13 protein-coding genes are annotated in these 12,036 nt (G+C 62.9%); 11 read left to right on the top strand and 2 right to left on the bottom strand.

Features of this window, described 5'->3' with window-relative positions:
• Positions 1–84 precede the first annotated feature (84 nt).
• From prfB to rimI, 7 genes are all read left to right on the top strand, one after another.
• Positions 85–1,183 (top strand): peptide chain release factor 2 gene (gene prfB / locus OP494_RS10675; protein ID WP_280540713.1). Its coding sequence is split into 2 segments (ribosomal slippage): positions 85–159 and positions 161–1,183, totalling 1,098 coding nucleotides; the frame shifts between segments, so codons are not numbered across the junction.
• A gap of 159 nt (positions 1,184–1,342) precedes the next feature.
• On the top strand, positions 1,343–2,845 hold the full coding sequence (gene lysS, locus OP494_RS10670) for a lysine--tRNA ligase (RefSeq protein WP_280540712.1): 1,503 nt from the start codon (positions 1,343–1,345) through the stop codon (positions 2,843–2,845).
• 272 nt (positions 2,846–3,117) lie between these two features.
• Positions 3,118–3,504: a hypothetical protein gene (locus OP494_RS10665; RefSeq protein WP_178999148.1), complete on the top strand. Its 387-nt coding sequence runs from the start codon at positions 3,118–3,120 to the stop codon at positions 3,502–3,504.
• Positions 3,505–3,604: 100 nt separating this feature from the next.
• On the top strand, positions 3,605–4,990 hold the full coding sequence (locus tag OP494_RS10660; protein ID WP_280540711.1) for an MFS transporter: 1,386 nt from the start codon (positions 3,605–3,607) through the stop codon (positions 4,988–4,990).
• A 66-nt stretch (positions 4,991–5,056) separates the two neighbouring features.
• The gene (locus OP494_RS10655) at positions 5,057–5,368 is read left to right on the top strand and encodes a BolA/IbaG family iron-sulfur metabolism protein (protein WP_280540710.1); all 312 of its coding nucleotides are present in this window, start codon (positions 5,057–5,059) and stop codon (positions 5,366–5,368) included.
• Between the two features lies 1 nt (position 5,369).
• Positions 5,370–6,224, top strand: a complete 855-nt coding sequence (locus OP494_RS10650; RefSeq protein WP_280540709.1) for a hypothetical protein — start codon at positions 5,370–5,372, stop codon at positions 6,222–6,224.
• On the top strand, positions 6,214–6,684 hold the full coding sequence (gene rimI, locus OP494_RS10645; protein ID WP_280540707.1) for a ribosomal protein S18-alanine N-acetyltransferase: 471 nt from the start codon (positions 6,214–6,216) through the stop codon (positions 6,682–6,684). Before OP494_RS10650 ends, rimI begins: the two co-directional genes overlap by 11 nt.
• Before the next feature lie 33 nt (positions 6,685–6,717).
• Here the strand turns inward: rimI and OP494_RS10640 are convergent, their stop codons facing one another.
• On the bottom strand, positions 6,718–6,927 hold the full coding sequence (locus OP494_RS10640) for a cell division protein ZapB (RefSeq protein ID WP_280540706.1): 210 nt from the start codon (positions 6,925–6,927) through the stop codon (positions 6,718–6,720).
• 123 nt (positions 6,928–7,050) lie between these two features.
• Positions 7,051–7,674, bottom strand: coding sequence for a 16S rRNA (guanine(966)-N(2))-methyltransferase RsmD (gene rsmD / locus OP494_RS10635; protein ID WP_280540705.1), 624 nt, complete (start codon positions 7,672–7,674; stop codon positions 7,051–7,053).
• A 136-nt stretch (positions 7,675–7,810) separates the two neighbouring features.
• On the opposite strand from rsmD, the gene ftsY reads away from it, so the two are divergent.
• From ftsY to rpoH, 4 genes are all read left to right on the top strand, one after another.
• The gene (ftsY, locus tag OP494_RS10630) at positions 7,811–9,274 is read left to right on the top strand and encodes a signal recognition particle-docking protein FtsY (RefSeq protein ID WP_280540704.1); all 1,464 of its coding nucleotides are present in this window, start codon (positions 7,811–7,813) and stop codon (positions 9,272–9,274) included.
• A gap of 4 nt (positions 9,275–9,278) precedes the next feature.
• Positions 9,279–9,947 (top strand): cell division ATP-binding protein FtsE, encoded by a 669-nt coding sequence (gene ftsE, locus OP494_RS10625; protein WP_280540703.1) that lies wholly within the window; start codon positions 9,279–9,281, stop codon positions 9,945–9,947.
• Positions 9,944–10,936, top strand: coding sequence for a permease-like cell division protein FtsX (gene ftsX / locus OP494_RS10620; RefSeq protein ID WP_280540702.1), 993 nt, complete (start codon positions 9,944–9,946; stop codon positions 10,934–10,936). The genes ftsE and ftsX overlap by 4 nt, the downstream gene beginning before the upstream one ends.
• A 153-nt stretch (positions 10,937–11,089) precedes the next feature.
• A complete protein-coding gene (gene rpoH, locus OP494_RS10615) occupies positions 11,090–11,956 on the top strand; it encodes an RNA polymerase sigma factor RpoH (RefSeq protein WP_178999154.1) in 867 nt (288 codons plus the stop codon).
• The last annotated feature ends 80 nt before the right edge of the window (positions 11,957–12,036 follow it).

Raw genomic sequence — 12,036 nt, 5'->3', positions numbered from 1 at the left:
TGGCTACAATGTGTCTCTTTTCTTCACTGTGTACCGGCAAACACGCCGCTGCGGTGCGAATCAGCGCGCCTGAAAAGGATTCCCATGCAAGAGATCAACCCGATCAACCACCTCATCAAGGACCTGTCCGAACGGACAGACGTCCTGAGGGGGTATCTTTGACTATGCCGCAAAGAAAGAACGGCTAGAGGAAGTCACCCGCGAGCTGGAAAACCCGGATGTGTGGAGCGATCCGGACTACGCGCAGAAGCTGGGTAAGGAGCGTGCCACTCTGGAGGCGGTCGTCGAAACCTTCGACGCGCTGGACCGAGGCCTGATGGATCATCAGGAACTGCTCGAGCTGGCGGTGATGGAGGAAGACGACGCCACCGTCGATGAAGTGCGGAGTGAACTCGAAAAACTCGAGTCACAGCTCACCAAGCTCGAGTTCCGGCGTATGTTTTCCGGTGAGATGGACGCCAACAACGCCTATCTCGATATCCAGGCCGGGTCTGGCGGCACCGAGGCGCAGGATTGGGCCAACATCTTGCTGCGCATGTACTTGCGCTGGTGCGAACATCACGGCTTCAAGACCGATATCATCGAGTTGTCCAGCGGCGATGTGGCGGGCATCAAGTCGGCGACCTTGCACATTCAAGGCGATTACGCTTTCGGCTGGCTGCGCACCGAGACCGGTGTGCATCGCCTGGTGCGCAAGAGCCCGTTCGACTCGGGGGGGCGTCGGCATACCTCGTTCGCCTCGGTGTTTCTATCGCCGGAAATCGACGACAACTTCGAGATCGAGGTCAATCCGTCCGATCTGCGCGTCGATACCTATCGTTCCAGCGGTGCGGGCGGCCAGCACGTCAACACCACCGACTCGGCGGTGCGTATCACCCACGAGCCCACGGGGATCGTGGTGGCATGCCAAGGCCAGCGCAGCCAGCACGCCAACCGCGACTTCGCCATGAAGCAGCTCAGGGCGAAGTTGTGGGAGCTGGAAATGGATAAGCGCAACGCCGCCAAACAGGAAGCCGAGGACAACAAATCGGATATCGGCTGGGGCAGTCAGATCCGCTCCTATGTGCTCGATGACCAGCGCATCAAGGACTTGCGCACCGGCGTGCAGTCCAGCAACTGCGAGAAAGTGCTCGATGGCGATCTGGATCAGTTCATCGAGGCGAGCCTGAAACAAGGGCTTTAAGAAAGCCTGAAGAGCGGCACTTCGTGCCTGGAAGCTGTAAGAGGGAAGAAAGATCAAAAGTCACACTTCAAAAGCCGTGGAGTGGTTGTGGAGTGGTAGTTTGATCTTGGCTTCTAGCTTCTAGCTTCCAGCTTTCTTTTATTCTTTACAGGTAACGACATGGCCAACCAAGACTCCTCTCAACACGACGAGAATCATCTGATTGCGGAACGCCGTGCCAAGTTGGCGGCACGTCGCGCCCAAGCCGCAGAAGAGGGCGGTAGCGCCTTTCCTAGCGACTTTCGTCGCGACAGTCTCGCGGCCGAACTGCAGGCCGAACTGGGCGATAAGGATAAGGCCGAGCTGGAAGCGCTTGACCGTCAGGCGTCGGTTGCCGGGCGTATCATGCGCCAGCGCGGGCCGTTCATCGTCATCCAGGACGTTTCCGACCAGATTCAACTGTATGTCGACAAGAAAGGCCTGCCCGCCGAGGTGCTGGAGGACGTCAAGAGCTGGGACATCGGCGATATCGTCGCGGCGCGCGGGCCGGTGCATAAATCCGGCAAGGGCGATCTGTACGTGATGATGGGCGAGGCGCGCTTGCTGACCAAGAGCCTGCGGCCCCTGCCCGACAAGTTCCACGGCCTGACCGACACCGAGGCGCGCTATCGCCAGCGCTACGTCGACCTGATCATGAACCCCGAGTCGCGGCGCGTCTTCGAGGTGCGTTCTCGAGTGATCAGCGGCATTCGGCGCTTTTTGGTCGAACGCGGCTTCATGGAAGTCGAAACGCCGATGCTGCAGCAGATCCCCGGTGGCGCCACGGCACGGCCGTTCGTCACGCATCATAATGCGCTGGATATCGACATGTACCTGCGCGTTGCGCCGGAGTTGTATCTCAAGCGGCTGGTGGTGGGCGGCTTCGAGCGGGTGTTCGAGATCAACCGCAACTTCCGTAACGAAGGATTGTCGACGCGTCATAACCCCGAGTTCACCATGCTCGAGTTCTACTGGGCCTATGCCGATTACCGTGACCTGCTCGATCTCACCGAGGCGATGATTCGCGACGTCGCCCACGACGTGCTGGGCACGACGACGGTCGAGTATCAGGGCACGAACTACGAACTCGGCGAGCCGTTCCAGCGGCTGACCCTGCGCCAGTCGATTCTGGAATACGGCGAGGGCATCGGCGAAGGCGACATCGATACCTTCGACGGTGCTCAGGCGACCTGTGAGCGTTTGAGGATCCCCGTCAAGCCGAACTGGGGCTTGGGCAAGCTGCAGACCGAGATCTTCGAGGCTGTTGCGGAAGACAAGCTCGATCGGCCGACGTTCATCACCGAGTATCCGGCTGAGGTCAGCCCGTTGGCGCGTCGCAACGATACCAACCCTCACGTCACCGACCGCTTCGAGTTCTTCGTCGGCGGCCGTGAGATCGCCAACGGCTTCTCCGAGCTTAACGATGCCGAAGACCAGGCCGAGCGCTTCGCCGAGCAGGCGGCCGAGAAGGACGCCGGCGATCTAGAGGCGATGTATTACGATGCCGATTACGTCCGTGCATTGGAATACGGCCTGCCGCCGACGGCGGGCGAGGGCATCGGTATCGACCGCTTGGTCATGCTGCTGACCGATAGCCCGTCGATTCGTGATGTGTTGTTGTTCCCGGCGATGCGCCCGGAATAACGCCGAATACAATAGCTGCGCCTCCAATCGCGGCGTTGCGCGGTACTCGGCGCGCCTCACCTATACCCCATAGGCTCGGGCGCCTGAGTGCCGTGCGCCTTGCGCTTGAACAGGCTCGCAGATTGTCTCGATCTCATTCACCTACGTTGAGCGTCTGCCATCCTGTGAATTGTTTTCGCTAGACGTTATTGGTCAGGGGCGCGGTGAGCGCCCATAATGGCTGCGGTTCGAATTCCGCCGATCCCGAGCGGTTCCCAAAAGAGGTGACACCGATGAAGCTGCTCAATCGCTCCGCACTGAGCGTCAAGCCGACCCAAGCGTTCGTTGACTGGATCAACTCGCTGGAGCCCACCGTCGGTGAGGACGATTTGACCCTCGACGATGTCGAGCGTGAAAGCACCGTCTATCTGATCCCGGAAATGGACTCGCCCGAGGTGCTGGCCGCCTACGTGCGCGAGCGCCACCTCGATCTGCTCGAGAACGAGCTGAGTGCGTGGGAAGAAGACGCGCGCCAGTGGCCGGAACCGCTCGACTGGGCGCTGTTCGAACAGTTCCTCGTCGTCGAACACAGCTATCTGGCCTTGGATCTCGATGATGAAGTGCCGCTCGAGATTTCCGAGATCGACGATGGATTGCTGCTTGAAACCGACGAAGACTGACGCGTTCGGTGAGCGGTGTAGAGAATCGGTACGCGGTGGCGATTGAGCCGCCGGTGTGTCGCGGAACAAGAGCGTCGGTGAGGGGCAAAGGCGTGGCGGCATGCTGATGCGACGTCTTTTCGTGACACGTCCCGGCGATGAAGGCTTGCCTGGCCCCCAGCGCCGTCTGGCGATGCTGGTGATGGTGCTGGGGACGTTGATGTCGGTGCTCGATAACGGCATCGTCAATATCGCGTTGCCCACTCTGGCGCAAGAGCTGGCGGTGAGCGAGTCGCGTGCGGTGTGGATTACCAACGTCTATCAACTGGTATGCGCGGCCCTGTTGCTGGGGTTTGCCGCCTTGAGCCGGCTCATTGGGCGGCGACGCCTGTACTTGGGCGGGCTGGCGTTGTTCGTGCTGGCCTCGTTGTGCTGTGCGTTGTCGCGTAGTTTCGAGTGGCTGGTGGCATCGCGCATGTTGCAAGGCATCGGTGCTGCGGCGATGTTGAGCATCGGCCCGTCAATGTACCGCTTGATCTTCCCGGCGCGCCTGCTGGGCTCGGCTATCGGCATGGGGGCCCTGGTGGTGGCCTTTGGCATCGCCTTCGGCCCATCGCTGGGCGGTATTATTCTGCATTTCGCGAGCTGGCCGTGGCTGTTCGCCATCAATCTGCCGCTGGGGCTTTTGGCCTTGATCCTGGGGGTTCGCGCGCTGCCCAGCGAGACCATCGAGGCCCAGGGGTTCGATTGGCTGGGGGCTCTACTGTCGGCCTCGATGCTCAGTGGTTTCGTCTTTTCGCTCGATCATATCGGCCACGGTGCGCGCGGTACGAGTGCCTGGTTGCCGTTGCTGCTCAGCGTGCTGTGCCTGGTGCTATTCGTATGGCGCCAGCGGCGTGCGAATGCGCCCTTGGTACCGTTGCCCATGTTTCGTGCCACGCGCTTTAGCATCGCCGCGATGATCTCGTTGATGGCCTTCGTCGCTCAGGGAATCACCTTCGTGGGGCTACCGTTCATGTTTCAGACGGTGATGGGCGCGACGCCGCTCGAGGCGGCCTTGCTGTTCACTCCCTGGCCGCTGGCACTGATGCTGGTGGGGCCGCTCTCGGGGCGGCTCGCCGACCGCTTCAATCCGACGCTGATCTCGTCGCTCGGCCTGGCGATATTCCTGCTTGGGATGCTGAGTCTGGTGACGCTGACGGCCGAGTCCGGCGCCGTATCGATTGCTTGGCGGGCGGTGCTATGCGGGGTCGGCTATGGGCTTTTCCAGGCGCCTAACAATCGCGAGATGATCGGCAGCGTGGCGTTGACCTACAGCGCCAATGCCTCAGGCGTGCTGGCGTCGGTACGGACCTTCGGCCAGGCCTTGGGTACCGCTTCCGTGGGATTGATGCTGGCGCTTTCCTGGGGGTCGCTGTCGTATGCGCTGTGGTTGGGCTGCGCCAGTGTGGTGGTGGCGTTGACACTTAGCGTGTGGCGGATTCCGCTGGCGCGCGCCAAGGCGTGAGCGATGCTTATTCCCCACCGCGGGAAACGTTACAATGACGCGTATCCGACAGAGGAGGAAGGTGTCATGAGTGTTCAGGCACGTATCGAAGAGAAGCTGCAGTCACTCGACCCCGAGCATGCGGCGGTCGAGAACGAAAGCCACATGCATAATGTACCGTCGGACGCCGAAACGCATTTCAAGGTGACGTTGGTCGCCGAGCGCTTCGCAGGCCTGATGCCGGTCAAACGCCATCAGCAGGTCTACGCGTTGCTCGCCGACGAGCTTTCCGGCCCGGTGCACGCCTTGGCCTTGCACCTCTATACGCCTGAGGAATGGCACCAGCGTGCTGCGGCGCGTCCGGACTCCCCCAATTGTCGAGGCGGCGGCGCAGGCTAATATGGTAGGCGACGTCCAGCGGTTGCAATATCTCGAGGCGATGGGGCTTGGTGCCTGGACCAGCCGTTATCGGCTGCCCAATGCGCTGCCTACGCCTGCGTGCGAATGGGAAGCGCCGCCGATTGAAGCACCGACCAGTCACGGTGCGCGCTTGCAAGCATTGCTCGACGATGCGGCGAAGGTGCCGTCGACGCCCCCTTCGGACGAGGCGTCTCCGGGGGCGACGCCATCGCGAGATACCGACACGTTGGCCACCGGTGCGTATGCCCGGGCCTTGTTGCTGGGCGACGCGCCGCCCGCATCGTCGCCCTCGGTGCCGGCACCTGCCGCCGAAGCTGAACCAGCGGCGCCGACCGCGGATGTCGGGGAGACCGAGGCGCACGCGGCACTGCGCTATGACCTGCAAGTCGCGGCCTTGGAAGGGCGCTGGTTGCTGCTGGTGCCCGAGGCGAAGGCGCCTGACCGGGCGTCGCATGAACTGCTTGGCAACCTGCTGCGCGCAGCCGGTATCAGCGTGGATGTGGCGCTCGAGTTCCGCAGCTTCCAATGGCCGCTCGTCGATAACGCGCCGATGACGACGGCGCCTCTGGACGATGCGCGCGACGGACTGCGTGCTTATCTCGCCGGCCAGGCACGACGTGGCTGGCGGCCTGAACGTCTGGTGGTGTTCGGTGAGGATGCCTCTCTGAATGAAGTGCTGGCTCTCGAAGAAGCCCGCAGCGAGACCCTGGACCTACCTTGCTGGACGCTGCCGTCGCTGGCGGCGCTTAAGTCATCCGCCGCCGCCAAGCGCGCGCTATGGCCGCAGCTTGCGGCGTGGCGCGAGGCCTGGGCCGGACACGACGATGCATCTTGAGCGTCTCGCCGTGGCACATCTGGATGCCGTGGCGGGGCTCGAGGAAGCGGGGCAGGCACATCCCTGGAGGCGAGCGACCCTCGCGCGGGCACTCGCCGACGACACCCTGGAAGTCTGGGGTGCGTGGCGGGACGCGACACTACTGGGGCATGCGGTGCTTGCTTGGCTGCCCTTCGAGGCCGAGCTGCAAGCGATCACCGTCGCACCGCACGCGCGCCGTCAGGGCGTAGCAGGCATGCTGCTCGCGCATCTCGTGACAAGCGCCCGGCAAGGCGGTGCCGAGCGCTTACTGCTGGAAGTGCGCGAAAGCAACGCACCCGCCCTGGCGCTGTACCGTCAATACGGTTTCGACGAGGATGGGCGCCGGCGCGATTACTATCCCCCCGTCGAGACGAGGGGAGGCAAACGCGAAGCGGCGGTCCTGATGTCGATGTCACTCAAGGCGCGAGCGGGCGACTGACGGCGCCGCTTGCCTTGACGTATCGATTCGGGGTTACTGGTTTTGCGAGTTATCGCTGGTGTCGTCTTCGATATCCTGGAACTTGCCTAGCAGTCCGTTGAGACGGCGCTCCCATTCGTCACGCTCCTGCTTGAGGCGCGTGTTCTCCTCGCGCAGCTCTTCCGCCTCCATTTTCAGCATCTCGATGGTCTCGACAGCGTTCTGCACCTTCTGCTCGAGCTGGTTGAAGAGTTCGAGGCTCATGGACTTCTCCTACACATTGGATGGGGCGATGCGAGTGGCACGGGTAAATCTTGCCGAGCCGTTGGCGGCTAGCGTACGCGCGCGGCGCGCGCGCGACAAGCGTCTCCAGGCCCCGACAGGGCGTCAGGCAGCGCGGTGGCGGCGATAAAGACGCCCGATGCCATCGCCGGCGCGCACCTCGCGATGCAGTTGCCAGTTGGCGGGTACCCGAGGCTCGCATTCGTGCTCTATTTCCAGATAGATCGACGCCTCCTCGCTTAGCCAACCGTGTGCCTCCAGCGCTTGGCAGGCGTCGACGGCATGGCCCTGACGAAAGGGGGGGTCGAGGAACACGATATCGAAGGGTGTGACGGGGCCGGCGAGAAATGCCAGGGCGGCTTGGCGCCGCACATGGCCGTTGGCGTCCAGCGTGGCGATATTGGCGCTCAGGCTGGCGGCGACATCGGGGTCGGTCTCCACGAAAAGGGCCTGAGCGGCACCGCGAGAGAGGGCCTCCAGCCCTAGCGCGCCGGTGCCGGCGTACAAGTCCAGAACGTGTGCGCCAGCGAGCTCGAAGGCCAGCCAGTTGAACAGCGTTTCGCGGATGCGGTCCGGCGTGGGGCGTAGGCCGGGCCGCTCGAGCACGGGCAGCTGGCGACGACGGTAGTCGCCGCCGATGAGGCGCAAGCGCCCGCTCGCACGTGACGGCGAGTCGCGGCGCGTGCCACGGGCGGGGCGCTTGGCGGAGGGAGAACGACGTCGATTCATGATGGGCGGATTGTACCGCCACCCGCCGCACAGTGATAGGATGTGGCGATTCAGACACTTCAGGACGCCGGGCGTCATTCTCGCCGTGTTGCGGGAAGCGTGGCGCACGTCGTCCGCGTAGACGTAGATCACGCTCATGTTCGGTTTTTTAAAGCGCAAGAAGAAGCAAGAGTCTCCCGCCCAGGATGTCGAGGAGTCGCAAGAAGACGCGGCGGCGCTCGACAGCGAAGAGGGCGGCACCGGTCACGAGGAGTCGGCTGACGATGAGGCGCGCCGCGCCGTCGGTACGGTCGATCCCGATTCGAGCGACGCGACCGAGATTGTCCCCGAGCCGTATGAAACCCAGGCCGCGCGCGAAGCCTTGGACGACCCCGAGGTCACGCCCCGCGACGGCGCCATGGGCGATGCCCGGCCGCTCGACCCCAATGCCGAGGCACTCGCCGAGGACGTCGCCCCCGATGCCGAGGCGACGTCGGCGTCTTCCCCATCGAGCGCCGAGCAGGCGACGATTGCCGAGCCCGAGCCCGAGCCCGAGCCCGAGCCCGAGCCCGAGCCCGATCAGGAAGATGAGAAGCATGCCGATGAGGCATCGTCCGAGGATACATCGACGCAGGTCGACGAGCCGGCCAGCGTGGCGCAACCCCGTGAGCGTCCCAAGAAGAAGAGTTGGTTCGCACGCATCAAGTCGGGCCTCGGCAAGACGCGCGCCAATTTCACCGAAGGGCTGGCGGGTCTGTTTCTAGGCAAGAAGCAGATCGACGATGAATTAATGGAGGATCTCGAGACCCAACTGCTGATGGCGGATGTGGGTATCGAGGCGACCACCGAGATCATCGACCGTCTGACCGAGCGCGTCTCGCGCAAGGAATTGAAGGATCCGCAGGCGCTTTACTCAGCCTTGCAGGAAGAGCTCCAGGATCTGCTCGACCCGGTCGCCCAGCCGTTGGCGTTGCCGCCCAAGGGCGAAGGGCCGTTCGTGATTCTGATGGTGGGCGTCAATGGCGTCGGCAAGACCACCACCATCGGCAAGCTGACACAGCGCTTCCAGAACGAGGGGCGCAGTGTGATGCTGGCGGCGGGGGACACCTTCCGCGCGGCAGCGGTGGAGCAGCTCAAAGTATGGGGCGACCGCAATCAGGTGCCGGTGGTGGCGCAGCACACCGGCGCCGATAGCGCTTCGGTCATCTACGATGCGCTCTCCGCCGCCAAGGCGCGCGGTGTCGACGTGCTGATCGCCGATACCGCGGGACGGCTGCATAACAAGAGCCACTTGATGGAGGAGCTCAAGAAGGTGCGCCGCGTCATGGCCAAACTCGACGCGCAGGCGCCGCATGAGGTGATGCTGGTGCTGGATGCGGGAACGGGACAGAACGCACTGTCCCAGGCCTCCACCTTCAATGAGGCGGTACCGGTGACGGGCATCACCTTGACCAAGCTCGATGGCACCGCCAAAGGCGGTATCATCTTCGCCTTGGCCAAGCAGTTGGGCACGCCGATTCGTTTCATCGGTGTGGGTGAGACCCTCGATGACTTGCGACCGTTCGCCGCCGAGGATTTCGTCTCTGCGCTGTTCGAGCGCGACACGGGCGGAGACGCGTAGCGGTATGATCGTCTTCGAGCATGTCGGTAAACGTTACGGCGGGCGCTCCGAAGCCCTCGCCGATATCAACTTCCGGGTGGGGCGGGGCGAAATGTTGTTCCTCACCGGGCACTCGGGGGCCGGCAAGAGTTCGTTGCTGCGCTTGATCATGCGACTGGAAAAGCCCTCGCGTGGTCGCGTACTAGTGGCCGGCCACGACCTCGATCGCTTTCATCTCAGCCAGATTCCTTACTATCGCCGCCAGATCGGGGTGGTCTTCCAGGATCACCAGTTGCTGTTCGATCGCAGCGTCTTCGCCAATGTGGCGTTGCCGTTGGAGATTCAGGGCGTGGAACCCCGCGAGGCAGCGCGTCGTGTGCGGGCTGCACTGGACAAGGTCGGTCTGCTGTACCGTGAAACGGCGCTGCCCATCGAACTCTCGAGCGGTGAGCGCCAACGCATCGGCATCGCGCGGGCGGTGGTCAACAAGCCATCGTTGCTACTCGCCGACGAGCCCACTGGCAACCTCGATCCGCAGCTCTCCACCGATATCATGCGATTGTTCGAGGACTTCAACCGCATCGGCACCACGGTGATGGTCGCCAGTCACGATCTGGCCCTGATCACGCGCCTGCGGCACCGGGTTTTGCGCCTGCGTGAGGGGCGGCTGGTCGGCGACGAGGAGGCGGCATGACCCGACGCACGACGTCTTCTGAAAGCCAACGCCCCGCGCGGCGTGGCGCCCGAGCCTCGCAGGTAGGTCTGGAAAGTCGCACGCGGGCCTGGCTGCGTCATCATCGCGCGATGTGGCTCGATAGTGCCCAGCGGCTCGCCAAACGCCCGCTGAGCAGCCTGTTGACCATGTTGGCGATCGCCATCGCTCTAGTGTTGCCCAGCGGGCTGTGGCTGGCGCTGGATAGCGCGCGATTGCTGGATGCCGAGCTCGATGAAAGCGCGACCGTGACCGTCTATCTCGATACGCGCCTCGATGAGCGCGCGGCGATGGATGTCGCTGCACGACTGCGCGATCAGACGCCCGTGGCGGGGGCGCGGCTGGTGACGGCCGCCGAAGGTCTTGCCGAATTCCAGCAAGGCGTAGGACTCGAGGATGCACTGGCCTCGCTGGAAGACAATCCGCTGCCCGCAGCGGTGGTGGTGACCCCGGCCGATACCGATCCCGATTCGGTGCGTGTGCTGGCGAGCAATCTCGAAGCGGTCGATGGCGTCGACGAGGCGCGTGTCGACCTCGCTTGGCTGGAGCGCCTGCGGCGGCTGGCTGAATTGGGGCAGCGTTTGGCGCTGGCGCTGGCGGGGTTGTTCGGGTTGGGCGTGCTGCTGGTGGTTGGCAATACCATTCGCCTGGCGGTAGAGAGCCGTCGTCAGGAGATCGAGGTGGTGACGTTGATCGGAGCCACCCATGCGTTCGTGCGCCGCCCGTTCCTGTATAGCGGCGCCTGGTACGGCCTGGGTGGCGGCGTGCTGGCGATCGTATTGCTGGTCCTGGGTGGGCACTGGTTGTCGGCGCCGGTCACCGCCTTGGCCGAGAGTTACGGGGCGCACTTCACGTTGCCGCGATTAGGCTTCGGGGGATCGGTTTTGCTATGTTTTTGTAGTACACTGCTTGGCTGGCTGGGTGCTTGGTTAGCCGTCGGCCGTCATCTTGCCGACATTAAACCCCGCTAGGCTTGACAAGCCTGATGGCATGTATTGAACTTTCGTTCAAGTTAGCCTTCTAATGGGTCATGCGTGCTATCAGGCACATGATTCCTTCGCCGTGCAGCCGTGGATGCTGGATACGCCACGCACGCAGGGTGAACAACCGATGGAGACATCTGCATGAGCAACAGTCTTCAGCCCGTGGGTCATCTTTCTCCCGGTCATGACCTGAATGGTTACATTCAGGCCGTCAATCGCATTGCTGTGCTTTCTTCCGACGAGGAGAGAGAGTTGGGCTTCCGCCTGTACGAACAGGGGGATCTCGAAGCGGCGCGGCGCCTGGTCATGTCGCACCTGCGTTTCGTGGTGCACATCGCACGCAGCTATTCCGGCTACGGTCTGCCTCAGGCCGATTTGATTCAGGAAGGCAACGTCGGCTTGATGAAGGCCGTGAAGCGTTTCGATCCGAATCAGGGAGTACGCCTGGTATCGTTCGCCGTGCACTGGATCAAGGCCGAAATTCACGAATACGTGCTGCGCAACTGGCGCATCGTGAAGATTGCTACCACCAAGGCCCAACGTAAATTGTTCTTCAATCTGCGGGGTGCCAAGAAGCGCTTGGCGTGGCTCAACAACGATGAAGTCGATGCCATTGCCAAGGATCTCGACGTCAAGCCGCAGGTCGTGCGCGAGATGGAAGGCCGTCTCTCGTCGTTCGATGCTGGCTACGACGCCTCGCCCTCTGAAGACGAAGATCAGGGCTATCAGGCGCCGGTCCATTACCTCGACGATGAGCGTTACGATCCTGCCGCGCAGCTCGAAGCCGCGGACTGGGAAGAGGATTCCTCACATCGCTTGCAGTCGGCGTTGGGTGAGCTCGATGAGCGTTCGCAGGATATCCTGAAGCGTCGCTGGCTTTCCGAATCCAAGTCCACGCTGCATGAGCTGGCCGATGTGTACGGCGTTTCCGCCGAGCGTATTCGTCAGCTCGAGAAGAACGCCATGAAGAAGATCAAGCAGCAGCTCGGCGACACCTTCGCCGCCTGAGTTCCAGCGCTGGCGCGAAAAGATAGACGCGATAGACGCGAGAAGATCAGTGCGCGAAAGCAACAATGCCCGGCCATGCG

The organism is Chromohalobacter sp. 11-W, from assembly GCF_029889905.1.
In the GTDB taxonomy this organism is placed as follows: domain Bacteria; phylum Pseudomonadota; class Gammaproteobacteria; order Pseudomonadales; family Halomonadaceae; genus Chromohalobacter.
Note: the sequence above shows the minus strand (reverse complement) of the source record. Positions and strands in the feature narration are given on the sequence as shown.

Bases quoted from the DNA above. Each gene is read 5' to 3' on its own strand.
- OP494_RS10660 (WP_280540711.1), top strand. From the start codon at position 3,605: ATGCTGATGCGACGTCTTTTCGTGACACGTCCCGGCGATGAAGGCTTG.
- ftsE (WP_280540703.1), top strand. From the start codon at position 9,279: ATGATCGTCTTCGAGCATGTCGGTAAACGTTACGGCGGGCGCTCCGAA.
- rimI (WP_280540707.1), top strand. From the start codon at position 6,214: ATGCATCTTGAGCGTCTCGCCGTGGCACATCTGGATGCCGTGGCGGGG.
- ftsY (WP_280540704.1), top strand. From the start codon at position 7,811: ATGTTCGGTTTTTTAAAGCGCAAGAAGAAGCAAGAGTCTCCCGCCCAG.
- OP494_RS10665 (WP_178999148.1), top strand. From the start codon at position 3,118: ATGAAGCTGCTCAATCGCTCCGCACTGAGCGTCAAGCCGACCCAAGCG.
- OP494_RS10650 (WP_280540709.1), top strand. From the start codon at position 5,370: ATGGTAGGCGACGTCCAGCGGTTGCAATATCTCGAGGCGATGGGGCTT.
- rpoH (WP_178999154.1), top strand. From the start codon at position 11,090: ATGAGCAACAGTCTTCAGCCCGTGGGTCATCTTTCTCCCGGTCATGAC.
- OP494_RS10640 (WP_280540706.1), bottom strand. From the start codon at position 6,927: ATGAGCCTCGAACTCTTCAACCAGCTCGAGCAGAAGGTGCAGAACGCT.
- ftsX (WP_280540702.1), top strand. From the start codon at position 9,944: ATGACCCGACGCACGACGTCTTCTGAAAGCCAACGCCCCGCGCGGCGT.
- rsmD (WP_280540705.1), bottom strand. From the start codon at position 7,674: ATGAATCGACGTCGTTCTCCCTCCGCCAAGCGCCCCGCCCGTGGCACG.
- OP494_RS10655 (WP_280540710.1), top strand. From the start codon at position 5,057: ATGAGTGTTCAGGCACGTATCGAAGAGAAGCTGCAGTCACTCGACCCC.
- lysS (WP_280540712.1), top strand. From the start codon at position 1,343: ATGGCCAACCAAGACTCCTCTCAACACGACGAGAATCATCTGATTGCG.